Source organism: Pseudomonas sp. WMBT8, assembly GCF_050916005.1.
GTDB lineage: Bacteria > Pseudomonadota > Gammaproteobacteria > Pseudomonadales > Pseudomonadaceae > Aquipseudomonas.
In genome coordinates, this window is record NZ_CP188096.1 from 3,593,798 (window position 1) to 3,618,976 (window position 25,179).

Genomic DNA, 25,179 nt, shown 5'->3' on the forward strand with positions numbered 1-25,179 from the left:
GATGTGTCAACTGACACACCGCCTTCGCGAGCAAGCCCGCTCCCACCTTTGAATCTCCAGCGACTGAGAGAATGGAGTTAAACCAATGTCTGGATTCTGGAACCAAGCCTTCGACCTCACCGGCCGTTGCGCCGTGATCACCGGCGGGGCCGCCGGGATTGGCCTGGCGTGTGCCAGCCTGCTGGCAGAGCGTGGCGTGCGCGTAGCCCTGCTCGACCGTGATCCGGCCGTGGTTGAAGTGGCCGCCAGCCTGGGCAGCGGGCATCTGGGCCTGGCCGTCGACCTGCGCCAGCTCGACCAGGTGCAGAGCAGCATCGATTACGTGTTCGCGCACTTCAAGCGCCTGGATTATTTGGTCAACAGCGCCGGCGTGGTGATGCTCGACAAGGCCATCGATGTCAGCGAAAACGCCTGGGACATCACCCTGGATATCAACCTCAAGGCCAGCTTTTTCGTGGCCCAGGCCTGCGCCCGGCACATGCTCGCCCAGGGCAGCGGGCGCATCGTCAACCTGGCATCCCAGGCGGCGGTGATCGGCCTGGATCGGCATGTGGCCTATTGCGCGAGCAAGGCCGCGATTGTCGGCATGACCAAGGTCCTGGCCATGGAATGGGCGCCGCACATCACTGTAAATGCCATCTCCCCCACCATCGTCGAAACCGCCCTGGGCAAGAAAGCCTGGGCCGGTGAAGTAGGCGAACGGGCCAAATTGCAGATCCCGGCGGGCCGTTTTGCCCAGCCGGATGAAATCGCCGGGCTGGCGTTGTACCTGCTCAGCGACGCAGCCCAGATGATCACCGGCGCCAATATGGTGATCGACGGCGGCTACAGCATTCAGTAATCCATCTATTCGTCGTGAGGTCTGTCATGTCCACCGCTACCGAACGTACCGCCGAACAACTCCATCCGGTAATCCCCAAGACCATGCAGGCCGTGGTTTGCCATGGCCCGGAAGACTATCGCCTGGAAACCGTCGATGTACCGACGCCAGGCCCCGACGAGATCCTGACCAAGGTCGAGCTGTGCGGCATCTGCATGGGCGATATCAAGACCTATCGCGGCGCGCCGTCGTTCTGGGGCGACGCCGAGCAGCCGCGCTACGTCAAGCCGCCGATGATTCCCGGGCATGAGTTTGTGTGCCGCGTGGTCGCCCTGGGCCCAGGCGCAGAAAAGCGTGGGGTGAAGGTCGGCGACCGAGTGATTTCCGAGCAGATCGTGCCGTGCTGGGGCTGCCGCTTCTGCAACCACGGCCAGTACTGGATGTGCCAGAAACACGATCTCTACGGCTTCCAGAACAACGTGCAGGGCGCCATGGCCCAGTACATGATTTTCACCAAGGAAGGCATCATCCACCAGGTGCCCGACTCCATCGAGCCAGACGAAGCGATCCTCATCGAACCCCTGGCCTGCTCGCTGCACGCGGCGGAACGGGCCAATGTGGATTTCGACGACGTGGTGGTAGTCGCCGGCGCCGGCACCCTGGGCCTGGGGATCATCGGCGCGGTGCGCATGCGCAACCCCAAACGCCTGATCGTGCTCGACATGAAACCCGAACGCGCCGAACTGGCCCTGCGCATGGGCGCCGACGAAGTCTGGAACCCGGCCGAGGTCGATGTACTGGCGAAAATCCGCGAAATCACCGACGGTTATGGCTGCGATATCTATATCGAAGCCACCGGGCACCACAAGGCGGTGAACCAGGGCCTGGCGATGCTGCGCAAGTTGGGGCGCTTCGTCGAATTCAGCGTATTCAACGACGAGGCCACGGTAGATTGGTCGATCATTGGCGACCGCAAGGAACTGGACGTACTCGGCTCGCACCTGGGCCCTTACATGTACCCACGGGCCATCGACTTTATCGGCAAGCGCAAGATCGACATGCGCGACGTGGTCACCCACAAGTTTGCGCTGGCGGATTTCAAGGAGGCGTTTGCGGTGATGGAGCGTGGGGACAAGTCCTTGAAGGTTGTGCTCGAACCCTAAAACACCCCAACCGCTTTTTACTGTAGGAGCGAGCTTGCTCGCGAAAAACCTGAGGGCGACGCACTCATCCAGGTAGCCCGCGTTAGCGTTAACGTTTTTCGCGAGCAAGCTCGCTCCTACAGTTAGTTGCTCACAACAAGAACAGGAACCCGCGTTATGAATCGAGTCATCAACGATCCGGACCAAGTGGTCGAAGACATGCTGCGCGGCATTCTGGTCGCCCACCCGGAGCTGCGCCAAAGCGACAGCAACCCCCGTGTGATCAGCAAGGCCAAGCCCTCCGGCCAGGGCCGCGTAGGTATCGTCACCGGCGGCGGTTCCGGCCATGAACCGGCGTTTCTCGGCTATGTCGGCCCCGGCCTGGTGGACGCGGTGGCCGTCGGCGAAATCTTCTCCTCACCCACCGCCAAGAGTTTTTTCGATGCGTTTCGCGTCGCTGATCACGGTGCCGGCGTGGCCTGCCTGTACGGCAACTATGCCGGCGACAACATGAACGTGAAGCTGGCAATGAAAATGGCCGCCAGCAAAGACATGCGGATCCGCACCGTGGTCGCCAACGATGACGTGGCGTCGGCGCCCAAGGCCGATATCGCCAAGCGGCGCGGGGTGGCCGGGGAAATCTTCATGTGGAAAATCGGCGGGGCCGCCGCCGCGCAGCACTATGACCTGGACGGGGTGATCCGCGTCGCGCAGAAGGCGGTCGATCACTGCCGCTCCATCGGCATCGGCCTGACGCCCTGCACCATTGCAGCGGTGGGCAAGCCGAACTTCCAGATCCCGGACGGCCAGATGGAGTTGGGTATCGGCCACCACGGCGAACCCGGGATCGAGGTGATCCCGATCGAATCCGCGGCGGCCATGGCTCAACGCATGCTGGCACCGATCCTCGCCGACCGCGATTTCAGCCAGGATGACAGCGTGGTGGTGCTGGTCTCGGGCCTGGGCGCGACGCCGGTGATGGAGCTGTACATCTTCTACGCCGAAGTCGAAAGCCAGCTCAAGGCCAAGGGCCTGAAGATCCATCGCTGCTACGTCGGCAACTACTTCACCTCCCTGGAAATGATGGGCGTGACCCTGACCCTGCTGGGCCTGGATGCCGAGCTGAAAACCCTGATCGACCAACCTTGCCGCTCCATCGGCATGACCCAGGCGGAATAAACCATGAGCCAGCATTTTTCCACCCACGACGGCAGCGCGATTGTCACCGACCTGGTCAGCGTGATCGTCGCCAACCGTGAATACCTCAGCGAAGTTGACGGCGCGATTGGCGATGGCGACCACGGCATCAACATGGCCAAGGGCTTTGCCCATTGCGGCCGTACGATCGAAGGCCGGCAACTGACCCTGGCCGAGGCCCTGGATGAACTGACCCTGAGCCTGATGGAAGGCATCGGCGGCTCCATGGGCCCGCTGTATGGCAGCCTGTTTATCGGCATGGCCGACGAGGTGCGTGGCAGCGACAACATCGACGCCGCCACCTTCGCCCATCTGCTGCGCGGTGGCCTGACTTCATTGCAGGACATCACCGAAGCCGGCGTCGGCGATAAGTGCCTGATGGACACCTTGATCCCGGCGGTGGAGGCGTTTGAGCGGGCACAAACGGCGGGTGCGTCCTTCAGCGACGCCCTGGACGCGATGAAAAGCGCCGCCTCCCAGGGCCGCGATTCGACCAAGGACCTGGTGGCCAGGATCGGCCGGGCCAGCCGCCTGGGCGAACGCTCGCTGGGGGTGCTGGATGCCGGGGCGGTGTCCTGCTGCCTGATCCTCACGCAACTGGCAGACTCGATCCAGCCGCGCCTGGCCCGGTAGGAACCGGATTGCCGTCGCCGGCAAGCCGGCGCCTACGGGGTGGGGTTTTGCTTGATGTGCTGGATGTAGCGCGCCACCGCCGGGGCTTTTTCAAAGCGCCGGTAAATCAGCGACAGCCACGACGATGCATCGCTGCCCTGGAGGGTGCGGTAGTGCACACCCGGCAGGCTGACATGCCCCACCACCGACTCCGGCACCACCGCCACGCCCTGCCCCAGCGACACCAGGGCAATCACCGCCACCAGGCCGCCCGGCTGCGGTCCCAGGCGCGGGGCATAGCCGCCTTGTGCGGCCACCTGCAAGGTGCCGCTGATTTGCTCGGGCAGGATGAAGGTCTCGTTCTGCAAGTGCGCGCAGGTGATCGCCTTCAACCCCAGCAGCCACGAGCCCTGGGGCAGCGCCAGGACAAAACCCTCACTGCCCAGGCGCAGCGCCTCCACACCGTCGGGCAAGGTCATGGGTGAGCGAATGTAGCCAATGTCGTAGCGCCCTTCGGCCACCAGCCCCGGCAACAGCGCCATGGGGCTTTCCCGCACGCTGAGGCTGACATCGGCAAACTGCGCGCAAAACCCCTGCACCTGGCGTTGCAATACCCCGGAATACACCGCCGACGCGACATAGCCCAATTCGATATGACCGATCTCGCCACGCCCGGCGCGTTGGGCATTGCGCTGGGCGAACTCGAACTGGCGCACGGTGCTTTCGGCTTCACCCAGCAACGCGCTGCCCGCCTCGGTCAGGCTCACGTCACGCTGGCGCCGGATAAACAGGCGCGTGCCCAGGGCACGTTCCATATCCTGGATCTGCCGGCTCAACGTCGGCGGGGCAATATCCAGTTGCTCGGCGGCACGCGTGAAATTGCGGTGCCGGGCAACGGCCAGGAAGTAGCGGAAATGACGTATTTCCATATAAGGATTAGCTCAAAGGTAATGATGTGCTTGGCTTCGGCTAACAGAACCGCCGGAAGTTGACGTTAAGCTCAGGGACGCCCACAGTAGAGAACCCTCATGATGCCCGTCAAATCCAGCTTGCCTGTTGCCTGCCAGGTAATCACGCCATGAGTCGGGTCAGCCCACGCCTTACCCTGTTGACCGCCTCCGGGGTCTGTTCGCTGATTGTCCTCGACACCAACATCGTCGCGGTGACCCTGCCGACCATTGCCCGCGACCTGGGCGCCAATTTCGCCGATATCGAATGGGTGGTCAGCGCCTATATGCTGGCCTTCGCCGCCCTGCTGTTGCCGGCCGGGAGCATTGCCGACCGCTTCGGCCGCAAGAAGACCCTGGTGTGGGGCCTGGGTATTTTTATCCTCGCCTCCCTGGGCTGTGGCGCTGCGCCCAGCGTGCTGCTGCTGGATATTGCCCGCGCCGTGAAGGGTGTCGGTGCCGCACTGCTGCTGACCTCGGCCCTGGCTTCCATCGGCCATGCCTTTCACGATGAGCTGGAACGGGCCAAGGCCTGGGCGTTCTGGGGGGCCTGCATGGGCGTGGCAATGACCGCCGCCCCAACCCTCGGCGGCCTGATTACCCATTACATGGGCTGGCGCTGGATTTTCTACCTCAACCTGCCGGTGGGCCTGGCGTTGCTGGCGCTGGTCCTGCATGCCATCCCGGAATCGCGCGACAGTCAATCGGCGCGCCTCGACCCTTGGGGCAGCCTGACCTTCAGCGCCAGCCTGCTGTGCCTGATCTGGGGCCTGATCGAAGCCAACCGGATCGGCTGGGACAACCCACTGACCTATGCGCGGCTGCTCGGCGGTGCGTTCCTGCTGGGCCTGTTTGTGCTGGTGGAGCGCGTGCAGCGCCGGCCAATGGTGGACCTGCAACTGTTCCAGTACCCGCGATTTATCGGCGCGCTGCTGGGGATGTTTGCCTACGCCGGGTGCGCCCAGGTGATGATGACGCTGCTACCGTTCTACCTGCAAAACGGCCTGGAGTTTTCTGCGATTGCCTCGGGCCTGGGAATGCTGCCGTTTGCCCTGACCATGCTGATCTGCCCGCGTATCGGCGCACGCCTGGCCAACCGCTTCACCCCCGCGACCATGATGGCGACCGGGCTGGCCCTGGTGGGCTGCGGCAACCTGTTCAGCGCCTGGGCGGTCAGTGTCGGCGGTTACCTGCCGTTCGCCCTGGCGATAGCCGTGACCGGCGCCGGTGCCGGCCTGCTCAATGGCGACACCCAGAAAAACATCATGGCCTGCGTACCGAGGGACCGTGCGGGCATGGCCTCGGGCATGAGTACCACCATGCGTTTCAGCGCGATCATGTTGGCGATTGGGGTGTATGGCGCGCTGCTGGCCAGCCATAGCGAGCATCTGCTGCACGCCAGCCTCGGCGCGCAATGGCAGGCCCAGGTACCGGGGATTGCCTCGCGGGTGGTGGCCGGGGATATGCCAGCAGCCATGGCGCTGCTGCCGGAATCGGCGCAGGGGCCGGTGCAACCCTTGGCATGGCAGGCATTTGTCGGTGGGTTCGGCAGGGTGTTGTGGGTGGCGGGGCTATTGAGCCTGCTGGGAGCGCTGGTAGTAGGCCTGTTGATGAGGCATCCGATTCCACTGCTGCAGCCCGTAGCCCCAGTCAAGTGAGCGTCAGCAAGATCCCGAAGCTCACCAGCAATGCGCCAAAAATCCAGTCGATCCACTGTCGCGCGGCCAATAACCTGGCGCGCACCGCCCCGGCGGAGAAGCACAGTGCGACGAGGCTGAACCACACCACATGTGCTCCAGCGATAAATAGCCCGTACCCGATTTGTGCCGTCACAGCGGTGTCCGGCCGTACGACTCCCATGAACAGACTGACGATGAAGATCGATGTCTTAGGATTCAACGCATTTGTGAGAAATCCCGTACGCAGCGCTCCCTGATCAGACATGGCGGGCGGTGGCGCATCCGACGGTTCAGTGGCCGGCCCGGAACGAAGCATCTTGATGCCCAAGTAGACGAGATAGGCCGCTCCAGCCAGCTTCAATACATTGAACAACCAAGGCGTTTGTTGCAGCACCAAGCCCAATCCGAGCAGCGTGTAGCACACGTGAACAAGCACCCCCAGGCCAATTCCGACAGCGGTGAGCACGCCCGCCCTTCGAGACAGGAGCAATCCGTTGCGAGACACCATGGCGAAATCCGGCCCTGGACTGATGCACGCCAGTAGTGTGATGGTGATTACCGCTATCCATTCGCCCATGCTGTACCCTTTGAATTCTTGGTGGTGTAGGGCAATATTTACAGATCCTATGCCTTGGTAAAAACGATGATTTCTGAAGCAAATGGTGACTACAACTCACTGACTTCTGAGACTCGCATGCCGTCTCTGCTGGCATTGCGCTGCTTCGAATCAGCCGCACGCCTGGAAAACTTCGCCCGCGCAGCTGACGAGTTGCACCTGACACCGGGGGCCATCAGCCGCGCAGTGCGCCTGCTTGAAGAGGATTTGGGTGTTGACCTGTTCGAGCGGCGTGGCCGAAGGGTGTTTTTAACCGATGCCGGAAGACGCCTGGCAAAAGCCACCAGTGAGGGGCTGGGGTTGATGACCCAGGCCGTTCGCGAGATACGCACCGACGCCCGTCGAGCTCGCCAGCTCGTCCTGTCCTGCGAGCCCACGCTGTTGATGCGCTGGCTGATCCCTCGCTGGAGCGACTTCCAGACCCTTCACCCAGGCCTGGACATTCACCTGGTTGCTGGCGGCGGCCCCTTCTCATTCAACCAGGGTATCGACCTGGCCATCCGGCGCGACGATTTTCCCTGTCCTCCCGGCTACCATACCGAGACGCTATTCCCAGAGCAGGTCGGCCCCGTATGCCGGCCAGAAAAGGCAGATCAGTGGTTTGGCAAAAATCGCAAATCCCTGCTCCCCTCTGCCCCGCTACTGCAAACAGCTAGCCGGCCCACGGCTTGGCACGAATGGGCTTACGCAAAGCAACTGCCTGTTCCAGAAATGGAAATGCAATCTTTCGAGCACTTCTATTTCAGCATCCAGGCCGCCGTTGCAGGCCTTGGGGTAGCCATCGGCCCATGGCACCTGGTGCGCGACGATATCCAAAGCGGTGTGTTAGCCGCGCCATTGGGCTTTGTTGAAGATGGCTCGCGGTACTGCCTGCTATCGCCTACAGCGCCAAGGCCCGGTAGCGTGGAGATGGCGCTACTTGAATGGTTGCAAACTGTGGGGTGAGATGTCTGGGTGTTCAGTCATACCCCGGCGAACTAGCCAACTAGCCAACTTGCCGAACGCGAAGCCCCTAAATAACAGGCGATAGAAAAGGACATACCGTGCTTATCGTATTCAGCGGCCTTCCCGGCACCGGCAAAACCACAATCGCCAAGGAGCTTGCGGCTAAAACCGGCGCCGTTTACCTGCGGATCGATACGATTGAGCAAGCGATCCGCAACTGCGCAGTTCTTGCACAAGACGTGGGGTCCAGCGGCTATAGGGTCGCGAATGAACTTGCCCTGAGTAATCTTCGCCTTGGCCACACGGTCATCGTTGACTGCGTAAACCCTGTAAGCGAAAGCCGAATAGCCTGGAGCGAAATCGCCGTAAAGGCGGGTATCGAGTTATTCAATATTCAAGTGATTTGCTCTGATAAAAATGAACACCAGCAGCGGGTGGAAACCAGGAAGAGTGATATTGCGGGGCTGATCCCACCCACCTGGCAGTCTGTGCTGGATCATGAATACGAAGCCTGGGAAGAAGCTCCGTTTTGCATAGACACTGCGCTGGTTTCACCGGCGCAAGCGCTCTCGATGATCACCGACCGATTACTGTCTTAGCGGGTAATGACGTCTATAAAGCTTCAAACATAGGATTGATGCACAGCGATTCTGGAGATGCATATGGACTTGGCAACACTCGCGTTATTCCTGCCCGCATGCTTTGCGCTGAATATGGCGCCAGGGCCCAACAATCTGCTGTCTATCAGCAATGCAACCCGCTATGGCTATCGCACATCCTGCATGGCCGGCGCAGGTCGCTTGCTGGCGTTCGCAATCATGATCGCACTTGCCTCGGCGGGCTTGGCCGTGGTGTTGCAAACTTCAGAGCTAGTCTTTTACGGGATCAAAATAATTGGCGCGGCTTATCTTTTCTACCTGGCGTATCAACTGTGGAACGCCGCACCGCAAGTAGCAGCCGAATCCGAAACCCCTCAGGTGGGACTGTGGGGGTTGGCAAGACAGGAATTCCTCGTGGCCGCCGGCAACCCCAAAGCCATTCTGATCTTTACCGCGTTCTTACCTCAATTCGTTGACCCAGCGGTAGACGTGGGCTCCCAGTTCACGCTGCTGGGATTGCTGTTCCTGGTATTGGAATGGATTGCCATTGGCATCTACGCATACATCGGACTGCACATGCGCCGCTGGTTTACCCAGCCTCGAGGCAAGAAGATTTTTAATCGTTGCTGCGCGGGTTTGTTGTCCGCAGCTGCCTCGATGTTATTGATAGCGCGGCGTGGGTGAGTCTCATCAACAAAACAAAAACGGGACAGATTGATCTTCAAGCGGACGCAAGCTGAATCGCCCCTAGTTTCGTAGACGCCATCAAGCTACAAGGAAGGGTTGCTAACCCTGCATAACTGTCCGCTTTTGGCCGATTTCTGCCGGTGACAACCGACTGAAAACGGCCAAAAGCAGACGCTCAGCGATGGGGGCTAAGCGATGTATTTCATCCCATAATAAGCTTCAGAAAGCTTTCAGCCTCAGAACGGTTATGGAACATCAAAGTGAAGGTGCCCAGCGTAAGCAAGCAGCAAGGGGGAGATTCGATTTCTTCGAAAACGATTTTCACAGACGTCCTCCAGTCAAACCTTAATTACGTAGTTACAGGAAGTAGCGGTTTGACCTGCCTTCCATCCTGAAACACCCGATCCTTACCATCATGCTTGGCTTTATACATATTGCTGTCGGCGCATTTGAGCACCGTTGACATGTCCGATGTCGCTCGGAACGGCGCGACGCCCGCGCTGCAAGTGAATTGATGCGGAGGCAATACGCTGCTACGGATGTTGGCCAGCAGGCGCAACGCATATTCATTAGCAACCGCATCATCTTCGCCCAACAACAAGACACCGAACTCCTCACCTCCAATCCGTCCGACACAGTGGCTGCCAGCGGTGGTTTTCAGGCACCCGGCCATGGCACACAAAATCTTGTCACCGACATCGTGACCGTACTGATCGTTTTTTAATTTAAAGTCGTCAATGTCCAACATTATGAAGTAGCCGCTGGGACCTTCAGCCAATGCCTTTTTTAAGGTCTCTATAAAGGCCCGCCGGTTAAGTAAGGAGGTGAGAAAGTCTGTCTCCGCCAATGTCCTGAACTCACTTTCGACCAACAATACCGACCGCATGCTTCTTAAAAAGGTAAAGCTAAGAGTAAAACCAATGGACATGGAGGCAACGCAAAAAATTACCACATAAACTTCCAGTCCCCGGTAAAAGCCAACATCCAAAGTGGGCCACATCAGCATCCAGACCAGTAATGTAGAAAAAAGATAGTCCTGAACTGTGACGAATAAGATAGCACTGCTTACCACGATGATCACAGCAAGGGGCAGCGTAAAGACGCGTAACTGCACATTGGTGTCAATCACATATGCAAAGCCGAGTGACAAAATCAATATATAGACGCCGCCGAGCATTCTCCATATGCGGAAATCAGCAACTACGCGATGGACGTACCAAATAACAAACAACAATGTTGTGACCAATAGGTTCGGTAGATTTAACGTTGTCGCAGGCTCAATCAGCAAAACGCAAAGCCAGGAAACAATTCCTGCCATTTCAATCTTGGTAACCGCTGGTGACAGCAGCGTTCGCATTCTTGGTCGGATTTTGAAAATCGCCGGCATCCCTAAACTCCTTTTCCGAAACGGCCTGAATGTGACGTGAACGTGTGAGCAATACCTGACCAATGACTTAAGTGTATTTCGGCATCTATACTCCTGTTATCAATCGGAAAAGACTGCACGCAAAACTTTCATATTGTTTTCACCATCAACGAAGAGGCGTTACCGCGACGCAGATAGAGCATTCAATGCAGGTCGCTGGTGACTCTGCCAATGGCTTTCACGACTTGCTTTGCGCCTGACTGGATAGCCACCATCGCCATACCTGCCTGTTCGGACAGTTCCAATAAAACGTCGGCTTGGTCTCTGCTGCACTGGACATGCAACGCTGCTGCGCCGGCCAATTCTCGGTTTTGCCTGACCACGCCGTTAATCTCCCGCGTGGCTGCACTGGTACGGCCAGCGAGCTTGCGCACTTCATCCGCCACCACAGCGAATCCTCGCCCATGCACTCCAGCGCGTGCAGCTTCGATAGCGGCGTTAAGCGCCAAAAGATTGGTCTGGGTGGCAATGGCGCCAATCGTGTCGACGATGGAACCGATCAACTGCGACTGCGATTCAAGGGCGGTCATGCTGTCGGTCACCAAGGCCATCTGTTGGGCGATATTCTGTGTTCCAAGTACGGAGTCGGCGACCAATTCCATACCTCGGTTAGCTTTTACATCGGTATCTAGCGACACGTCGTAAGCCATGGTCGCTGCTTGTTTGATTTGGTCGGCTTTTTCAACTTGCTCGGTCACTACACTGGCGAATTTGGCAATTTTATAAACCCGACCGGAAGCGTCTCTGATGGGATTGTAAGTGGCCTCTAGCCACACCACTTTTCCGCTTTTATCTACCCGGCGAAAGCGACCAGCGTTAAACACGCCCTTGTTCAGACTCTTCCAGAACTCGGCGTAATGCGCCGACGCCACGTCCTCCGCGAGGCAGAACAGGCGGTGATGCTTGCCCTGTATCTCCGCAAGGCTATAACCCATGGCCTGGACGAACGATTCGTTGGCGTAAATGACCTCACCCGCGAGACTGAACTGAATCATCGCCATCGAGCGGTTCAGTGCGTTGAACATTTCGATGACCTCCTGTTCGTCTTGCGCCAGAGGTGGTGCAACCATGCCGTAGCCTTGAAACGTCCGGTTCGCTGCAGCGATCCAACCTACATTGAGTGTCACAGCCCGGCCGTCGGAGGCACGATAGCGTTGCCGTTGGATGGCGTACAGGTTGGGTGCAAAATCATTCTGCGGCTCCGCGTTGATGTTACTCATTGCCATATTTGAAAGCTGTTCGAGCGAGTATCCCAGCGTTTGCGCAAACCGCTGGTTGGCCGAGATAATCCGACCAGCACCATCGACACGTATTGAAAGAAAAACCGCTTCGATACCGGCAACTGTACCGAGCGACAGGGACAGTTCCTCTTGGCAGGCAAAAAGAGCATTCTTTATCTGGCGATTAAACACGCTGAACTCCGGTATAAAAAATTACAACAGAAAAAGACATTGCTCAGTGTTTAAGTCGATCCCGAGAGGGAAGGTTAAATAACAAACGAACTCATTGGGGCCAGCGTCCACAAACAATGCAAATACAGCCAGACTTATTTTCCACTTCGCTTTCATCAACTCCCAGTTCCATGCTTACCCGTGCAACTGCGAAGTAAATTGACATGGCCCGCCGCATCAGTTCGAGAAAGGCCGGGCTCAACTCCACCAAGCGTTTATCGCATTTGAAATAGCCGTGTAACTGGCCTTCCTTGATCATGCGCTGCATGTGTGTTTTGGATACGCCCAGACGCGATGAAAGCTCAACGTAAGAGGATACTTTGTAGCCAGTCTCTAACGAGCCGTTGCGCAAGGCATCAGCATAGAGTGCGAGCATCGGCAGGTGACCGCCATCCCGGTTGAGAATCCATTTCGCTTCAGGCAAAAGCTTGTCGAGCAGGAAGTCGCCTTCAAGTATTCTGGCAAAACCTCGAAAAAAAACGCGCAATAGATCCGCACTTTTCCCCATGCCCGACAACCAACTGTCGTATGGAGAGATCATCTGCGAAGGCAGTAGATACGATTTGATTAGCTGCGCGGTATTGCACAGCGCTTTATCCGTGGGTCGGAAGCTACGTTGGCGTCCGTCCTGGACATGTAACCGGACATCCAGATATCCGGCGATAGATAAGAACGAGCAATATGAGTCCAGGCTGTTGCGAGACATATAGCCACGTTCTTGGCAAAATGCTTTCACTTTGGATAAGGGAACTTGCTCATCTTTATAACTAAAGCTCAACAAAGACAGGGCTACCATGAATCGGTCATATTTCAACAGGTTTTTATAGAATGAAGGCTTTTGTCGATAGCTCTCCATAACCAAATCGAAATGCAGGAGAACAGCTTCGTCTATATTGCCTCGGGTCATTTCGTAACTGGTCTCTTTCAAATTCTCAAGCAGATCAGTCTTGTTCATCGAGTACACAACCCTTAATCGGTAATATCAAACGGCTACCATTCACAATACGCACAGTATATGTGTATTCGAACCGCTGGCAGGTTCACCCCAAAAATGTTTTATGACCTGACTCGCTTCGATTACCGGTCATCCGCAAGCGTGTCTGATCGATGCCCTCCGGCTTAAAGACGCGCTGCGTGCATGAATCCGTTCGACCAATTGCAGCCAACAACGCATCACGATAATTCCCGCCCGTTCTTGCATCATGATCCTCGCCACGTTCCCCTCGTGCCACCGAACTATAGTTGTAGGATCTAACCCATCTTGGAGTAGGCCAGCGCGAATTCATCGGCCAGGATCCTGACGGTTGTCTCGTCAGGTTGGTAGCGCGGTTGGGTGAGAGGCCGACTTACTCAATCTGAATTTGAATCTGAGCCAAGCCGATGTTCAGGTTTTGGGTTCAACGGACGCAGTTCAACGGACGCAGTTCAACGTCCGCTAATGGCCGTTAGTGAACGCTCAGGCTCCTGAGTCTCGAGCACAATCCCACGCCCAATCGAGCAGAGCCATACCGATAACGGCGTCTTAAATTTCCCGTAAAAAGATAGGGTTGCGGAAGCGATCCGAAAAATTGCGGAAGTGATCGTCAAATCTTAGGCAATAAAAAACCCCGTAGACCATTGATCTACGGGGCTTTCAAGAGTGGAGGCCGAGGTCGGAATCGAACCGGCGTAGGCGGATTTGCAATCCGCTGCATAACCATTTTGCTACTCGGCCTCAAACGATCAATGCCAAAACCACTGACATTCACCGCATATAAACTTGAGTGGGCTATGTGAAGCTTGCCTCTACTCTATCTCATTGAAAACATTGAAGTTTTTTATGTCTCAGCGCGTTCAATGGCGGCAATTATGTACTCATTTGCCGGGGCTGGCAACCCCTTGATTTCAAAAAATATTCTTCTGTAGGGCAGAGCCGGGGCGGTCTGGGAGAACACGCCCCTGCCCTGCCTATGCTTAGTAGCCCAGTGACAACCCGGTATTGCGCCGTGGGTCGTTGGCGCCGTAGAAGCGGTTGTTGCCCACGGGCTTGCCGTCCAGGGACGGGGCGCCGACGAGGATCGCGGCCAGGTGGTTGGCGTCTTGGGGGCCGGCGAATTTGTGGCCCCAGCTTTCGAGGATTTTCTGGGTGTCGGGGCTCAGGGCGAAGGTTTCGAGGTTGGTGGTGTCGGGCATCCACTGTTGGTGGAAACGTGGAGCGTTGACGGCCTCCTGGATGTTCATCTTGTAGTCGATGACGTTGAGGATGGTGAGCAAGGTGGCGGTGATGATGCGGCTGCCCCCCGGTGTGCCGATGACCATCACGGCCTTGCCGTCCTTGGTCACGATGGTCGGGCTCATGGACGACAGGGGCGCCTTGCCCGGGGCGATGGCGTTGGCTTCGCCCTGGACCAGCCCGTACATGTTGGGCACGCCGACCTTGACGGTGAAGTCGTCCATTTCGTCGTTGAGGATCACCCCGGTCTTGCTGGCCATGACGCCGGCGCCGAACCAGTCGTTGAGGGTGTAGGTCACCGACACCGCGTTGCCCCATTTGTCGACGATGGAGTAATGGGTGGTGTTGCTGCCTTCATGGGGCGCAACGCCGGGCTTGATGGCCATGGAGTCGCCGGCCTTTTGCGGTTCGATGGCGGCGCGCAGTTTGGCCGCGTAGTTCTTGTCCAGCAGATGCTCCACGGGGTTCTGCACGAAGTCCGGGTCGCCCAGGTAGCTGTTGCGGTCGACGTAGGCGTGGCGCATGGCTTCGATCTGGTAATGGGTGCCCTGGGCCGAGCCGTAGCCCAGTTCGGCCATGGGGTAGCCTTCGAGAATGTTCATGATCTGGCAGATCACCAGGCCGCCCGAGCTCGGTGGCGGCGCCGAGACTACGTGGTAGCCGCGGTAGTCGCATTCGATGGGGGCCAGCTCGCGGGTCTGGTATTTGTCCAAGTCGGCCTGGGCGATGATGCCCTTGCCGGCCTGGCTGGAGTCGACGATGGCCTTGGCCACCCAGCCTTTGTAGAAGCCATCGGCGCCCTTGGCGGAGATTTCCCGCAGGGTCCGCGCGAGGTCTTTTTGCACCAGTTTCTGCCCAACCTGCAGCGGCTCGCCTTTGTTGAGGAAGATGCCACGCAGGTCCTGGTCTTTTTTGAATTCTTCGGTGGCGCTGTGCAGCATGTCGATATCGCCCTGGTCGAGGGCAAAGCCGTTTTCTGCAAGCTTGATCGCCGGTGCGATCACCTGGGCGCGCTTGAGGGTCCCGTATTTACTCAGGGCCAGCTCCATGCCGGAGACGGTGCCGGGCACGCCGACCGCCAGGTGGCCCTTGGCGCTGAGGCCAGGGACGACATTGCCGTCTTTATCCAGGTACATGTCGGCGGTGGCCGCCAAGGGGGCTTTTTCGCGGAAGTCGAGGAAGGTCTTGCGCCCGTCCGCCAGCTGCACGGTCATGAAACCACCGCCGCCGAGATTGCCCGCTGCCGGGTAGACCACCGCCAGGGCGTATCCCACGGCCACTGCCGCATCCACGGCGTTGCCGCCAGCCTTCAACACATCGACGCCCACATGGGTCGCCAAATGCTGGGCCGTCACCACCATGCCGTTTTCACCGGCCACCGGGGCCTGGGAGGCCGCCTGCACACCGCTGAATGTCAGGACCAGGGCCGTCGCGATCAAGGTTCGGGTAAAGGGTTGGTAGTTCATCCGTGGATACTCTGTTTATTAGAAGCGTTAAACGTAGCTTCTTTCGCACAGCAACCCCAGCCAAGTGGCGCTTTTCAGACAGAGCTTGTCGGTGACGGAATGCTATATTCGCCCCGCCCTCCTCATTGCCCATGAGACACACCGATGCCCACGGTCGCCGACCCAATCCACGCGCTGTACCACAAGATCACCTGGAAGCTGGTTCCGTTCCTGTGCTTCTGCTACCTGGCGGCCTACCTGGACCGGATCAACATCGGTTTTGCCAAGTTGCAGATGCAAGACCAGTTGCAGTTCAGCGAAACCGCATTCGGCCTGGGCGCCGGCCTGTTTTTTGTCGGCTATATCCTGTTTGAAGTGCCGAGCAACCTGATCCTCGAGCGCGTCGGCGCACGGATCTGGATCGCGCGCATCATGATCACCTGGGGCCTGCTCTCGGCCTGCACGTTGCTGGTCACCTCCACCACCCAGTTCTATGTGCTGCGGTTTTTGCTCGGCGTCGCCGAGGCGGGATTCCTGCCGGGGGTGTTGTATTACCTGACCACCTGGTTCCCCACCCATCGCCGGGGGCGGGTGATTGCGCTGTTCATGATCGGCCTGCCGCTGTCCAGTGTGATTGGCGGGCCGTTGTCCGGCTGGATCATGGGCCACTTCGACCAGGTGGGTGGCCTGCGTGGCTGGCAATGGCTGTTCCTGCTCGAAGCGCTGCCCAGCGTGCTGTTGGGGGTATTAGCGTTCTGGGCCCTGCCCAATACCTATCACCAGGCCAAATGGTTGTCAGCCGCCGAAAAGACCCTGCTGCAACAGCAGTTGCAGGCCGATGACAGCCAGGCCAGCCAAAGCCCACGGCGCTTTCGCGAGGGGTTCTTCAACCTCAAGGTGTGGATGCTTGGCGGGATTGATTTTTCGATCCTGCTCAGTGCCTACGCCATGGGCTTCTGGATGCCGACCCTGATCCGCAACGCGGGGGTCAGCGACACGTTCCATATCGGCCTGCTCACCGCCCTGCCCAGCGTCGCCGCGCTGGCGGGCATGCTGCTGATCGGCGCCAGTTCCGACAAATACCGTGAACGCCGCTGGCACATTATCGTGCCGTTTTTGGTGGGCACCGCGGCCATGGCCAGCAGCACGTTCTTCACCCATAACGTGATCGCCACCGTGGCCCTGTTTGCCGTGGCTTCGGCAGCGATCCTCGGTGCGGTGCCGGTGTTTTTCAGCCTGCCGGCGACCTTCCTTACCGGCACTGCGGCGGCCACCGGTTTTGCCCTGGCGTGCTCCCTGGCGAATATCGCCGGGCTGGTCAGCAACTCGTTGATGGGCCTGGCGATAGATATCACCGGCAGCAGCGCTGGGGCCATGTGGTTCTTTGCCGCCAGCCTGCTGCTCAGTTGTTTGCTGGTGATTGCGTTGCCGGCGAAATTGGTCAACCGCTAGGCTGTGGGAGCTGGCTTGCCTGCGATAGCGGTGTGTCAGCCGGCAGAAATGCTGACTGAACTGCCGTCATCGCGGGCAAGCCCGCTCCCACAGGGGGAGGCAGGCTCAATGACCGCTATGGGCCATGCCACTCGGCTGCTGCAACAGTGCCAGGTTTATCTCCTCGAAACGCAGCACCCGCCCGCCGGTATCTGCCGCGACTTTCTGCGCCACCGCCTGCTCAGCAAACGAGGCCAGCACCACGCCCATGGCGCCCTTGAGCCCGGTGCCGAGCACGTAGTAGGCGGTCTTGGCGTCGATCAGGTGGGCATCGTCCGGGGTATTCCAATGGCTGCGCCCCATGTCATGCACATACAGCTTTGACTGGGCATGATGATTTTCCGGCTGCAACCACCAGCCGAGCATTTCTGCGGTCGAGCAGAACTTCTTCGCCGCGCCCTGCTCCACCACCTCGCCCTTGGGCCCCGGGAATTCGCTGATCACCATGCCGCACACATGGCACTCATCCGCCGGATGGAACGCCACCGGCCCATCACCTGCCCCGGCCGCCACTGGTTTGTCACACCCCACCAACAGCAGGCTCAACAGCAACACCCATCCGATTTTCATGCTCAGCTACTCCACCGATAAAAAATTCATGCCGCGCGCCGCCCGAACAGCCAATAGGCCCAGGCCAGCGGCCCGGCGACCCACGCCGCCAGGCACAACCACAACGCCGCCTCCGGCACTGCCAAGTCACCGCCCAGGGCCATCACGCCTACCGACGCGGGGCCGGCATCGAAGCCCGACAGGTTGATCAGCCGGTACACATCCGCCGGGTTGAACAGCAACAGCCAGGGCAGCAGCGTCGGGCTGAACTGCCCCTCGCTGAGCACCAGCAGCGCCAGCAATGCCAGGTCAAAGACCAGCACAAAAAAGAACCACACCCCCAGGGCCAACCCGGCCGCCGTGGACTTTTCCGCCGAGACGCTGCTCAACACATACGCCATCCCCAAAAAGCCCCAGCCGAGCAAGGTCGAGGTCAGCATGAAGCGGCCAAAGGCCCAGAGCAGCAGGCTGAATTCGACGTCATCCACCAGCAGCGCGATGGCGAGCATGGCGCAGCCGAATCCGATAAAGGTCGCCAGCGCCAGGATCAGCCCATGCCCGACAAACTTGCCGAGCAGGATCTGCCCGCGCCCCAGGGGATAGGTGAGCAACAGCAGCAAGGTGCCGCTTTCGTCCTCGCCGACAATCGCGTCATAGGCCAGCAACAGCGCAATCAATGGCATCAGGAAGGTCGCCAAGCTGGCCAGGCTGGCGATGGTTGCCGGGATCGAGGTAAAGCCCAGTTGCCCGGACGCCGCCGCACCGAGCCACCCAATACCGATGGCCAGCACCGCGAACAACAGGCTGATGGCCAATAACCAACGGTTGCGCAGGCCATCGCTGAATTCTTTGCGGGCCATGTTCCAGATCGGCGTCATTGGGCACGCTCCACAGGGCTGTCCATGTAATGGCGGTACAGGTCTTCCAGGGACGGCACGACAATTTCCACGTCACTGGGGCTGTCCTGGTCGAGCAACTGGCGCAGCAGGTCCAGCTTGTTGCCATTGAACGCCGCCACTTGCAGCCCTTGCGCGCCCCAGCGCTGGGTCACGTGGCCGGCCTCGCTCCAGCGTTTTTGCAAGAGCGCCGCACGTTGCAGGCCGCTGCTGCGGATCAGGGTCGGCAGCCCCGCTTCTTCGCGCAAGGCCGCCAGGGTGCCGAGGGCCAGCAGGCGGCCCTGGGTGAGGATCGCGGCACGGTTGATATGGGCCTCCACGCCCGGCAGCACATGGGAGCAGAGGATGATGCTGGTGCCCTGCCCGCGCAGGCGGTCGAGCAAGCAGTACAAATCCTGGGTGGCGATCGGGTCCAGGCCCACGGTGGGTTCGTCGAGCAGCAACAGGCGCGGCTCGCCAAGCAGGGCCTGGGCCAGGCCGAGGCGCTGGCGCATGCCCTTGGAATAGGTCTTGACCCGCCGCCGCGCCGCCGCTGTCAGGCCGACGTCTTCCAGCAACGTCGAGACCTGGCTCATCGGCGCGCCCTTGAGCCGGGCAAAATGCTGCAAGGTCTCCAGGCCGCTGAGTTGCGGGTAGAACGTGACGTTTTCCGGCAGATAGCCGAGCATCCGGCGCACCTGGGGATCACTGGGCGCGCGGCCAAACACCCGTACCTGGCCGCTGCTTGCCTGCAGTAAACCGAGGATCAGTTTCATGCTGGTGGTCTTGCCCGCGCCGTTATGGCCGAACAGGCCCAGCACCTCCCCGGGCGCCAGGCTCAGGCTCAAGTCATGCAGCACAGTGGCGGGCCCATAACGCTGGGTCACGCCTTCGATTTCGACGACAGGCATCATGCGGGCTCCTTGAGCAGGGAAAGCGTGGGGTCTTTCATCAGCGGATGGCTGTCCATCACCCCCGGCGACTTGATCACCGGAAACGCCCGTTGCACCCAGCGCAGCAACTCGATGCCGGGGCTGTTCATCAGCAGGCGCACCTGGGGATACAGCCACAGCAGGCGGTCGACGTTATCGTTGGGCTCGTAGGCCACATCCCCCAGGCCGTCGTTATTGCGGTCCCAGCCCAGGTAATCGCTCCAGTAATTGCCGCGGCCATCTGCCGACCATTCCTGCAAGCGGGTGGCCACGTACTTGACCTGGCGCTGGTTGCCGACAAAGGCATTGTTGGCAATCCGGTTGTCTTCGGAGCCGGCCGTGAGGTGGATGCCCACCGCGCTGCGCCCAAAGTGGTTGTGTTCGATGCTGTTGAACAGCGAGTTGTAGATAAACAGCGCCTTGCCTTCGGCCCCGGTGATCATGGTGTCGCCGGTGGTGCCGTCGCGCACGTCGTTGACCACGTTGTCGCGCAGGGTGGAATAGGTGATGTAGTTCATCAGGATCCCGTAGTTCTGGTCCTGCTCGGAGCGATTGCCGATCACCGTCAGCTTGCGGCTTTGCATCAGCGCATAGCCGGTGCGGGTGCGGCGGGTGATGTTGCCGAGCACCTGGTTGTCGTTGGCGAACATGTAGTGAATGCCGTAGCGCAGGTCTTCCAGGGTGTTGCCTTGCAGCAGGTTGCCGTTGGAGGTGTCGATGTAGATGCCATCGCGGGCATCGCGCACCAGGTTGCCGATCACCCGCGCGCCCTTGACCGCGTACAAATGGATGCCATTGCCCCGGTCCTGGGAACGCATGGTCGGGTCGCCCTGGATCTGGTTGTCGATCACGCTCACATCCGCCGTGCCATCGACCCACACGCCAAACCCCTGGCCGCGCAGGCGGTTGTTCTTGATCAAGGCGCCGTGGGCCTTGGGCTGGATGAAAATGGCCGCGTTCATCGCGGTGAGGTCATGGCCCCAGTCGAGGAAGGTGCAGCCCTCGACGGTGACGTCGGCAGCGTTGATCAGAAGACCATTGCCCTGGCCCTGGCTGTGGATCACCGCACCGGGTTCGCAAGTCAGTTGCAGGGGCTGGTCGATGCTGAAGGAGCCCTGGTAGTCACCGGCGGGCAATTGCCAGCGGTGCGGGCCTGCGGCTACCAACGGCAGGTCGGTGATGGGCAGTACAGCGGCACTGGCGGTGGCCGAAAATAGCAGCCACACACACCCGGTCCATAACGTGCGGGGTCGAGCCACGGAGTATTCCTTTTTGATCAAAACAGATCCCATGTGGGAGCTGGCTTGCCTGCTATAGCGGTGTGTCAGGCAACCGACAGTTTTCTGATGCTCCGCTATCGCAGGCAAGCCAGCGCCTACATTTATTGGGTGCTCGCCGTTAAGTGCGCTCCACCAGCATCCGCCCCACCATCTCCATATGCAGCGCATGGCAGAACCAGCTGCAGTAGTACCAATGCAGCCCCGGTTTGTCGGCGATGAAGGTGATGGAAGAGGTTTGCTGCGGGCTGATTTCCATGCTCACGCCATGGTTGGTCATGACAAAGCCATGGGTCACGTCCTCGATCTGGTCGATGTTGGTGATGGTCACGGTGACCTCATCGCCGTGCTTGACGGTGAATTCCGTCAGGCCGTAGGTCGGCGCCATGGAGGTCATGTACACCCGCACTTTCTTGCCGTCGCGGATCACCTTGTTATCGGTCTCCAGCTTGATCCCGTCCTTGGCCGCAATGGCCACGGTTTCGGCGAAGAACGGGTCGTTGCGCTCCCAGATTTTCTTGGTCTTGATCTGGTCGCGCCGCGCCATCACGCAGTCGTGGGGTTCGGCGAAGGTCGGGCCGTCGTGGACCAGTTTCATTTCATCGCCGGAGATATCGATCAACTGGTCGTTTTCCGGGTGCAACGGGCCGGTGGGCAGGAAGCGGTCCTTGGAGAACTTGCTCAATACCACCAGCCATTGGCCGTCGGCATCCCGGGTTTCGGTGAGCGAGGCGTGGTTGTGGCCAGGCTGGTAGTGCACATCGAGCTTCTGCTTGATGTAGTTGACCTTTTCGCCGCCGTAGGCACGGATGGCTTCGGCGATGTTCCACTTGACCACCTGGCTGTCGATAAACAGCGTGGTGTAGGCAAAACCCCGGCCATCGTAGGTGGTGTGCAACGGGCCCAGGCCCAGCTCCGGCTCGCCGACTACCACGCCGCGCGGGTCTTTGATCTTGTCGCTGAACAGGTCGTCGAGCTTGTCGATGGCAATGATGGTGCAGGTCGGCGACAGCTTGCCGTTGGCGATAAAGTACTTGCCGTCCGGCGAGGTGTTGCAGCCGTGGGGGTTCTTCGGCACCGGGATATAGCGGGTGAATTCGCTGTCCTTGCCGTCGTCGCCCTTACGCCCGTCCACCACCGGCACCTTGACCCCGTCAAGGTTGATGAACTTGCCGGCCTTGATCGCCGCCTCGATGCGCGGGATGTTGAACACCACCACCCAGTCGCGTTCGTTGCGCATCATGCCGCCCAGGTCGGAGGCCTTTTCCGAGTTGTAGCAGGTGGCCGCCGCGTATTTGCCGGTGTAGTCCATGTCGGCGTTGTCGAGGTTGCCGTCGACGATGACCTGGAAGGCCATTTCCATCTTCTCGGCGTCGATGGCGTTGAACAGGGTGAAGCTGTTCTTGTCCTGCAGGTCGAAGGTGTGGCCGTCATTGGGGTGCGGGATGATGAACTCGGCGTTGCAGAACACGTACTTGGTGTACGGCACCTTTTGCAGGCGCAGGCCGTGGATCGCCTGGGCGTTGGGCACGGTGACGATCTTGTCGCACTTCATGATGTCCAGGCGGATCCGCGCCACGCGGGTGTTGGCCTTGTCGTTGATAAACAGGTATTTGCCGTCGTAGCGGCCATCGGTGGTGGACAGGTGCGGGTGATGGCAATCGCCGTTCTGGTACTTGGCGCCCTCCCCCAGGATGCGCTTGCTCTCGTTGGTCAGGCCCCAACCGGTAGCCGAATCGACGTTGAACACCGGGATGCGCATCAGCTCGCGCATTGACGGCACGCCCAACACCCGCACTTCGCCCTGGTGGCCGCCGCTCCAGAACCCGTAGTACTGATCCAGCTCCCCTGGGCCCACATGGATTTTCGACTTGGCTTCCTTGGCCGCCGCCGCAAAGGACTCGCGGGTAAACACCGTACCGCCGAGGGCCGAGGCCCCTGCCAGCACCGCGCCGGTGACGGCGCCAGTGCCAAGGAAACCACGCCGGCTCATGCCTTCGGGTTCCGGGGTGGTCCCGGTTTTGTTCGATTCGCTGTCGTTCATGATGTGCTCCAGATATGAAAAGTGGGTGCCCAAGGCCGTCATTCAGGCACCGCCACCTGCACCACCGGGATCAATTGCCCAGTGGCGGGTGCGGCCTTGTTGCGTTTCTTGCGCTTGTTGATCAGGGGCGGGCATTTGTGGTCGTTGTGCCAGGTCATCTGGCAATCGAGGCAGTAGTGGCATTCATTGGCGTTGATATGGCCGTCGGGGTGGATCGCCTGGATCTCGCATTCCCTGGCACACAACTGGCACGGATCGCCACACTCCTTGCGCCGTTTGAGCCAGTCGAACAGCCTGAATTTGCTGGGGATCGCCAGCGCCGCGCCCAGTGGGCAGAGGTAGCGGCAGTAGACTTTGCGCGTGAACAGGTTGATCACCAGCAGCGCCACGGCGTACAGCACGAACCACCATTGGCGGTCGAAATGCAGGGTGATGGCGGTCTTGAACGGTTCCACTTCGGCAAACCGCTCGGCGGTGGCCATCGACTCCAGGGACAGGCCAAACAGCCCCAGCAGGATCAAATACTTGATCGCCCACAGCCGCTCATGCACGGCAAACGGCAACTCGAACTGGCGCACCTTGAGCTTGCGCGCCGCCTCGTTGAGCAGCTCCTGCAGCGCCCCGAACGGGCACAACCAGCCACAGAACACCCCCCGGCCCCACAGCAGGATGCTGGCGGCGGTGAATACCCAGAGCATGAAGATCAGCGGGTCGGTGAGGAACAGCTCCCAGCGGAACTGCTGGAACAGGGCATGCACAAAGGTCAGCACGTTGACCACCGACAACTGCCCCAGGGCGTACCAGCCGATAAACACCACGGTAAACAGCAGGTAGCCACGGCGCACCCAATGCAACAGGCGCGGGCGCCGGGCCAGGCTGTCCTGCAAAAACAAAATCACCGTCAGCAGCACCAGGGCGGCGCCCAGGATCAGGATCTGCACGTGTTTCTGGTACCAGATCGTCAGCCACATCGGCCGGTTGGCTTCGTCGATGGCGGCCTGTTCGGCGGCGGTGGGCAACGGGCGCTCCAGATACGCCTCGGGCATCTGGTAGGGCAATTCAAAACTGCTGAAGGTGCCACTGACCGGGCCGGTCTGGCGCCGTACCAGCAGCTCCAGGGTCCACGCTGAGCCTGGATCGAACGCAGCCTGGGGGCGCACGATAAACACCGACATTTCATCGAACTCGGGCATGCCCTCGGCGAACACGTCGTACAGGCGCTGGTGGTCCATATCGCGGAAGCTGATGACATTGCCGAACTGGCGCAACTGCACCCGATCAAAAATCCCGCCGCGCACATAGCCCGAGCCCTTGAACGAAAAAATCCCGCGTCCCAGCACCGCGATGGCCTGCTCGCCGGGCTTGAGGCCCTGCATCAACACCCGGTACTGCGCGTCACCCAACAGGTTGCGGCCGATGGTCGGCGCGTTGAGATCGGCCACATACAAGTCGATAAACGTCTCGTCGACCTGCCCCGCCCCCGCCACGTCCACGCCTTCGGCCTCGGTGCCCTTGAAGGCGGCATCCACCTGGCCGCGCGTCAGGTGCAAGCGGCGCACCGCGCCATTGCCGGTCAACTGCGCCCAGTTGGCCGGCTCGAACAGGTCAGCGCGCACCAGCGCGACTTTCTGCGCGGTGCTGGCCTTGTCCTCGATCAGCTTGAGCGACACCGCCACTTCGTGGGCGGCGCGCATGATCACCTCATTGACCACCATCGCCGTGACCGTGGCACCGGCCACCGCATCCACGGTCACCGCCTGGCTGTCACTGGAATGCCCCACCACCACCCGCTGCTTGACGTTGATCCCGCTGTAGCGGGCGGTGAAGTCATGCAACTTGGCCTCGGGGATGCCGATCAGCAGGATCGGCTCGTGGTGCTCCAGCACATAGGCATCACGGATCACCCCGGCCGGGTCGAGAATCACCTGGGTGTTGATCGGTTTGCCGGAGTACGCCGGGATGTCCACCACGTCCAGGCTCTGGAACACATAGCCGATGACCGCGCCTTTGGCCGACAGCGTGCGCACCTTGAACGGGCCTTGGGCGGCGGAAATGGCGTCGGCCTGCGGGAAAATCTTGTCGATGCGCTGCTGTTCAATCGCGCCGTAGGACTTGGCCTGGGCCGGGCCGGCCAGGCTGAACAGCAGCACCAGGACAACCAGCCAGGTAACGGGACTTGCAGCCAGGGTAGCGAGGGTCGAGGGCTTGGGGCGGTTCATGGGCTCACTGACTT

20 protein-coding genes, 1 tRNA gene and 3 pseudogenes are annotated in these 25,179 nt (G+C 59.9%); 10 read left to right on the forward strand and 14 right to left on the reverse strand.

Features of this window, described 5'->3' with window-relative positions:
* The first annotated feature begins 85 nt into the window (after nucleotides 1–85).
* From ACO77H_RS16495 to dhaL, 4 genes are all read left to right on the forward strand, one after another.
* Nucleotides 86–841 (forward strand): SDR family oxidoreductase, encoded by a 756-nt coding sequence (locus ACO77H_RS16495; protein WP_432754295.1) that lies wholly within the window; start codon nucleotides 86–88, stop codon nucleotides 839–841.
* A gap of 26 nt (nucleotides 842–867) precedes the next feature.
* Complete coding sequence (locus ACO77H_RS16500) at nucleotides 868–1,983, forward strand: MDR/zinc-dependent alcohol dehydrogenase-like family protein (protein WP_432754296.1); 1,116 nt, start codon at nucleotides 868–870, stop codon at nucleotides 1,981–1,983.
* A 156-nt stretch (nucleotides 1,984–2,139) separates the two neighbouring features.
* On the forward strand, nucleotides 2,140–3,141 hold the full coding sequence (locus tag ACO77H_RS16505) for a dihydroxyacetone kinase subunit DhaK (protein WP_169956588.1): 1,002 nt from the start codon (nucleotides 2,140–2,142) through the stop codon (nucleotides 3,139–3,141).
* Between the two features lie 3 nt (nucleotides 3,142–3,144).
* Entirely contained in the window at nucleotides 3,145–3,792 is a 648-nt protein-coding gene (dhaL, locus tag ACO77H_RS16510) for a dihydroxyacetone kinase subunit DhaL (protein ID WP_169956590.1), read from the forward strand.
* Nucleotides 3,793–3,824: 32 nt separating this feature from the next.
* Here dhaL and ACO77H_RS16515 read toward each other — a convergent pair whose 3' ends face one another.
* Nucleotides 3,825–4,700 (reverse strand): LysR family transcriptional regulator, encoded by an 876-nt coding sequence (locus ACO77H_RS16515; protein ID WP_169956592.1) that lies wholly within the window; start codon nucleotides 4,698–4,700, stop codon nucleotides 3,825–3,827.
* Nucleotides 4,701–4,849: 149 nt separating this feature from the next.
* On the opposite strand from ACO77H_RS16515, the gene ACO77H_RS16520 reads away from it, so the two are divergent.
* Nucleotides 4,850–6,376: an MFS transporter gene (locus ACO77H_RS16520; RefSeq protein WP_432754297.1), complete on the forward strand. Its 1,527-nt coding sequence runs from the start codon at nucleotides 4,850–4,852 to the stop codon at nucleotides 6,374–6,376.
* Here ACO77H_RS16520 and ACO77H_RS16525 read toward each other — a convergent pair.
* Nucleotides 6,369–6,974 carry a LysE family translocator gene (locus ACO77H_RS16525; RefSeq protein WP_432754298.1) on the reverse strand — a complete coding sequence of 202 codons (606 nt, stop codon included), beginning with the start codon at nucleotides 6,972–6,974 and terminating at the stop codon, nucleotides 6,369–6,371. The genes ACO77H_RS16520 and ACO77H_RS16525 overlap by 8 nt on opposite strands.
* Before the next feature lie 66 nt (nucleotides 6,975–7,040).
* Here ACO77H_RS16525 and ACO77H_RS16530 point away from each other — a divergent pair, with 66 nt between their 5' ends.
* The 3 genes from ACO77H_RS16530 (at nucleotide 7,041) to ACO77H_RS16540 (ending at nucleotide 9,241) form a co-directional block, all read left to right on the forward strand.
* Nucleotides 7,041–7,958 carry a LysR family transcriptional regulator gene (locus ACO77H_RS16530; protein ID WP_432754299.1) on the forward strand — a complete coding sequence of 306 codons (918 nt, stop codon included), beginning with the start codon at nucleotides 7,041–7,043 and terminating at the stop codon, nucleotides 7,956–7,958.
* A 98-nt stretch (nucleotides 7,959–8,056) separates the two neighbouring features.
* Nucleotides 8,057–8,557: an AAA family ATPase gene (locus ACO77H_RS16535; protein WP_169956600.1), complete on the forward strand. Its 501-nt coding sequence runs from the start codon at nucleotides 8,057–8,059 to the stop codon at nucleotides 8,555–8,557.
* Nucleotides 8,558–8,620: 63 nt separating this feature from the next.
* On the forward strand, nucleotides 8,621–9,241 hold the full coding sequence (locus ACO77H_RS16540; RefSeq protein WP_432754300.1) for a LysE family translocator: 621 nt from the start codon (nucleotides 8,621–8,623) through the stop codon (nucleotides 9,239–9,241).
* A gap of 352 nt (nucleotides 9,242–9,593) precedes the next feature.
* On the opposite strand, the gene ACO77H_RS16545 is transcribed toward ACO77H_RS16540, so the two are convergent.
* The 4 genes and pseudogenes from ACO77H_RS16545 to ACO77H_RS16560 all read right to left on the reverse strand — a co-directional run bounded on the left by ACO77H_RS16545 (nucleotide 9,594) and on the right by ACO77H_RS16560 (nucleotide 13,076).
* Nucleotides 9,594–10,631 carry a GGDEF domain-containing protein gene (locus ACO77H_RS16545; protein ID WP_169956604.1) on the reverse strand — a complete coding sequence of 346 codons (1,038 nt, stop codon included), beginning with the start codon at nucleotides 10,629–10,631 and terminating at the stop codon, nucleotides 9,594–9,596.
* A 182-nt stretch (nucleotides 10,632–10,813) separates the two neighbouring features.
* Nucleotides 10,814–11,179 (reverse strand): annotated as a pseudogene (locus ACO77H_RS16550) (methyl-accepting chemotaxis protein); the annotation flags it as partial.
* 231 nt (nucleotides 11,180–11,410) lie between these two features.
* A pseudogene (locus ACO77H_RS16555) lies at nucleotides 11,411–12,082 on the reverse strand (PAS domain S-box protein); the annotation flags it as partial.
* Between the two features lie 91 nt (nucleotides 12,083–12,173).
* Nucleotides 12,174–13,076 carry a hypothetical protein gene (locus ACO77H_RS16560; RefSeq protein ID WP_432754301.1) on the reverse strand — a complete coding sequence of 301 codons (903 nt, stop codon included), beginning with the start codon at nucleotides 13,074–13,076 and terminating at the stop codon, nucleotides 12,174–12,176.
* A gap of 311 nt (nucleotides 13,077–13,387) precedes the next feature.
* Here ACO77H_RS16560 and ACO77H_RS16565 point away from each other — a divergent pair.
* Nucleotides 13,388–13,480 (forward strand): annotated as a pseudogene (locus ACO77H_RS16565) (VOC family protein); the annotation flags it as partial.
* 281 nt (nucleotides 13,481–13,761) lie between these two features.
* Here ACO77H_RS16565 and ACO77H_RS16570 read toward each other — a convergent pair.
* Both ACO77H_RS16570 and ggt read right to left on the reverse strand, forming a co-directional pair.
* A tRNA-Cys gene (locus tag ACO77H_RS16570) sits at nucleotides 13,762–13,835 on the reverse strand.
* Nucleotides 13,836–14,074: 239 nt separating this feature from the next.
* A complete protein-coding gene (ggt, locus tag ACO77H_RS16575; RefSeq protein WP_432754302.1) occupies nucleotides 14,075–15,799 on the reverse strand; it encodes a gamma-glutamyltransferase in 1,725 nt (574 codons plus the stop codon).
* A 144-nt stretch (nucleotides 15,800–15,943) separates the two neighbouring features.
* Here ggt and ACO77H_RS16580 point away from each other — a divergent pair, with 144 nt between their 5' ends.
* Nucleotides 15,944–17,230, forward strand: coding sequence for an MFS transporter (locus ACO77H_RS16580; RefSeq protein WP_432754303.1), 1,287 nt, complete (start codon nucleotides 15,944–15,946; stop codon nucleotides 17,228–17,230).
* A gap of 105 nt (nucleotides 17,231–17,335) precedes the next feature.
* Here ACO77H_RS16580 and ACO77H_RS16585 read toward each other — a convergent pair whose 3' ends face one another.
* From ACO77H_RS16585 to nosR, 6 genes are all read right to left on the reverse strand, one after another.
* Nucleotides 17,336–17,839 (reverse strand): nitrous oxide reductase accessory protein NosL, encoded by a 504-nt coding sequence (locus ACO77H_RS16585; protein ID WP_432754304.1) that lies wholly within the window; start codon nucleotides 17,837–17,839, stop codon nucleotides 17,336–17,338.
* 26 nt (nucleotides 17,840–17,865) lie between these two features.
* A complete protein-coding gene (locus ACO77H_RS16590) occupies nucleotides 17,866–18,696 on the reverse strand; it encodes an ABC transporter permease (protein ID WP_432754305.1) in 831 nt (276 codons plus the stop codon).
* Nucleotides 18,693–19,604: an ABC transporter ATP-binding protein gene (locus ACO77H_RS16595; protein WP_432755765.1), complete on the reverse strand. Its 912-nt coding sequence runs from the start codon at nucleotides 19,602–19,604 to the stop codon at nucleotides 18,693–18,695. Before ACO77H_RS16595 ends, ACO77H_RS16590 begins: the two co-directional genes overlap by 4 nt.
* Nucleotides 19,604–20,851: a nitrous oxide reductase family maturation protein NosD gene (locus ACO77H_RS16600; protein ID WP_432755766.1), complete on the reverse strand. Its 1,248-nt coding sequence runs from the start codon at nucleotides 20,849–20,851 to the stop codon at nucleotides 19,604–19,606. Before ACO77H_RS16600 ends, ACO77H_RS16595 begins: the two co-directional genes overlap by 1 nt.
* 172 nt (nucleotides 20,852–21,023) lie before the next feature.
* Nucleotides 21,024–22,946, reverse strand: coding sequence for a TAT-dependent nitrous-oxide reductase (nosZ, locus tag ACO77H_RS16605; protein WP_169957073.1), 1,923 nt, complete (start codon nucleotides 22,944–22,946; stop codon nucleotides 21,024–21,026).
* Nucleotides 22,947–22,984: 38 nt separating this feature from the next.
* Nucleotides 22,985–25,165, reverse strand: a complete 2,181-nt coding sequence (gene nosR / locus ACO77H_RS16610; RefSeq protein ID WP_432754306.1) for a transcriptional regulator NosR — start codon at nucleotides 25,163–25,165, stop codon at nucleotides 22,985–22,987.
* Nucleotides 25,166–25,179: the final 14 nt, after the last annotated feature.

What these genes read in the sequence shown, in the direction of transcription:
- ACO77H_RS16495 (WP_432754295.1), top strand. Translation starts at nt 86, where the DNA reads ATGTCTGGATTCTGGAACCAAGCCTTCGACCTCACCGGCCGTTGCGCC.
- ACO77H_RS16500 (WP_432754296.1), top strand. Translation starts at nt 868, where the DNA reads ATGTCCACCGCTACCGAACGTACCGCCGAACAACTCCATCCGGTAATC.
- ACO77H_RS16505 (WP_169956588.1), top strand. Translation starts at nt 2,140, where the DNA reads ATGAATCGAGTCATCAACGATCCGGACCAAGTGGTCGAAGACATGCTG.
- dhaL (WP_169956590.1), top strand. Translation starts at nt 3,145, where the DNA reads ATGAGCCAGCATTTTTCCACCCACGACGGCAGCGCGATTGTCACCGAC.
- ACO77H_RS16515 (WP_169956592.1), bottom strand. Translation starts at nt 4,700, where the DNA reads ATGGAAATACGTCATTTCCGCTACTTCCTGGCCGTTGCCCGGCACCGC.
- ACO77H_RS16520 (WP_432754297.1), top strand. Translation starts at nt 4,850, where the DNA reads ATGAGTCGGGTCAGCCCACGCCTTACCCTGTTGACCGCCTCCGGGGTC.
- ACO77H_RS16525 (WP_432754298.1), bottom strand. Translation starts at nt 6,974, where the DNA reads ATGGGCGAATGGATAGCGGTAATCACCATCACACTACTGGCGTGCATC.
- ACO77H_RS16530 (WP_432754299.1), top strand. Translation starts at nt 7,041, where the DNA reads ATGATTTCTGAAGCAAATGGTGACTACAACTCACTGACTTCTGAGACT.
- ACO77H_RS16540 (WP_432754300.1), top strand. Translation starts at nt 8,621, where the DNA reads ATGGACTTGGCAACACTCGCGTTATTCCTGCCCGCATGCTTTGCGCTG.
- ACO77H_RS16545 (WP_169956604.1), bottom strand. Translation starts at nt 10,631, where the DNA reads ATGCCGGCGATTTTCAAAATCCGACCAAGAATGCGAACGCTGCTGTCA.
- ACO77H_RS16560 (WP_432754301.1), bottom strand. Translation starts at nt 13,076, where the DNA reads ATGAACAAGACTGATCTGCTTGAGAATTTGAAAGAGACCAGTTACGAA.
- ggt (WP_432754302.1), bottom strand. Translation starts at nt 15,799, where the DNA reads ATGAACTACCAACCCTTTACCCGAACCTTGATCGCGACGGCCCTGGTC.
- ACO77H_RS16580 (WP_432754303.1), top strand. Translation starts at nt 15,944, where the DNA reads ATGCCCACGGTCGCCGACCCAATCCACGCGCTGTACCACAAGATCACC.
- ACO77H_RS16585 (WP_432754304.1), bottom strand. Translation starts at nt 17,839, where the DNA reads ATGAAAATCGGATGGGTGTTGCTGTTGAGCCTGCTGTTGGTGGGGTGT.
- ACO77H_RS16590 (WP_432754305.1), bottom strand. Translation starts at nt 18,696, where the DNA reads ATGACGCCGATCTGGAACATGGCCCGCAAAGAATTCAGCGATGGCCTG.
- ACO77H_RS16595 (WP_432755765.1), bottom strand. Translation starts at nt 19,604, where the DNA reads ATGCCTGTCGTCGAAATCGAAGGCGTGACCCAGCGTTATGGGCCCGCC.
- nosZ (WP_169957073.1), bottom strand. Translation starts at nt 22,946, where the DNA reads ATGAACGACAGCGAATCGAACAAAACCGGGACCACCCCGGAACCCGAA.
- nosR (WP_432754306.1), bottom strand. Translation starts at nt 25,165, where the DNA reads ATGAACCGCCCCAAGCCCTCGACCCTCGCTACCCTGGCTGCAAGTCCC.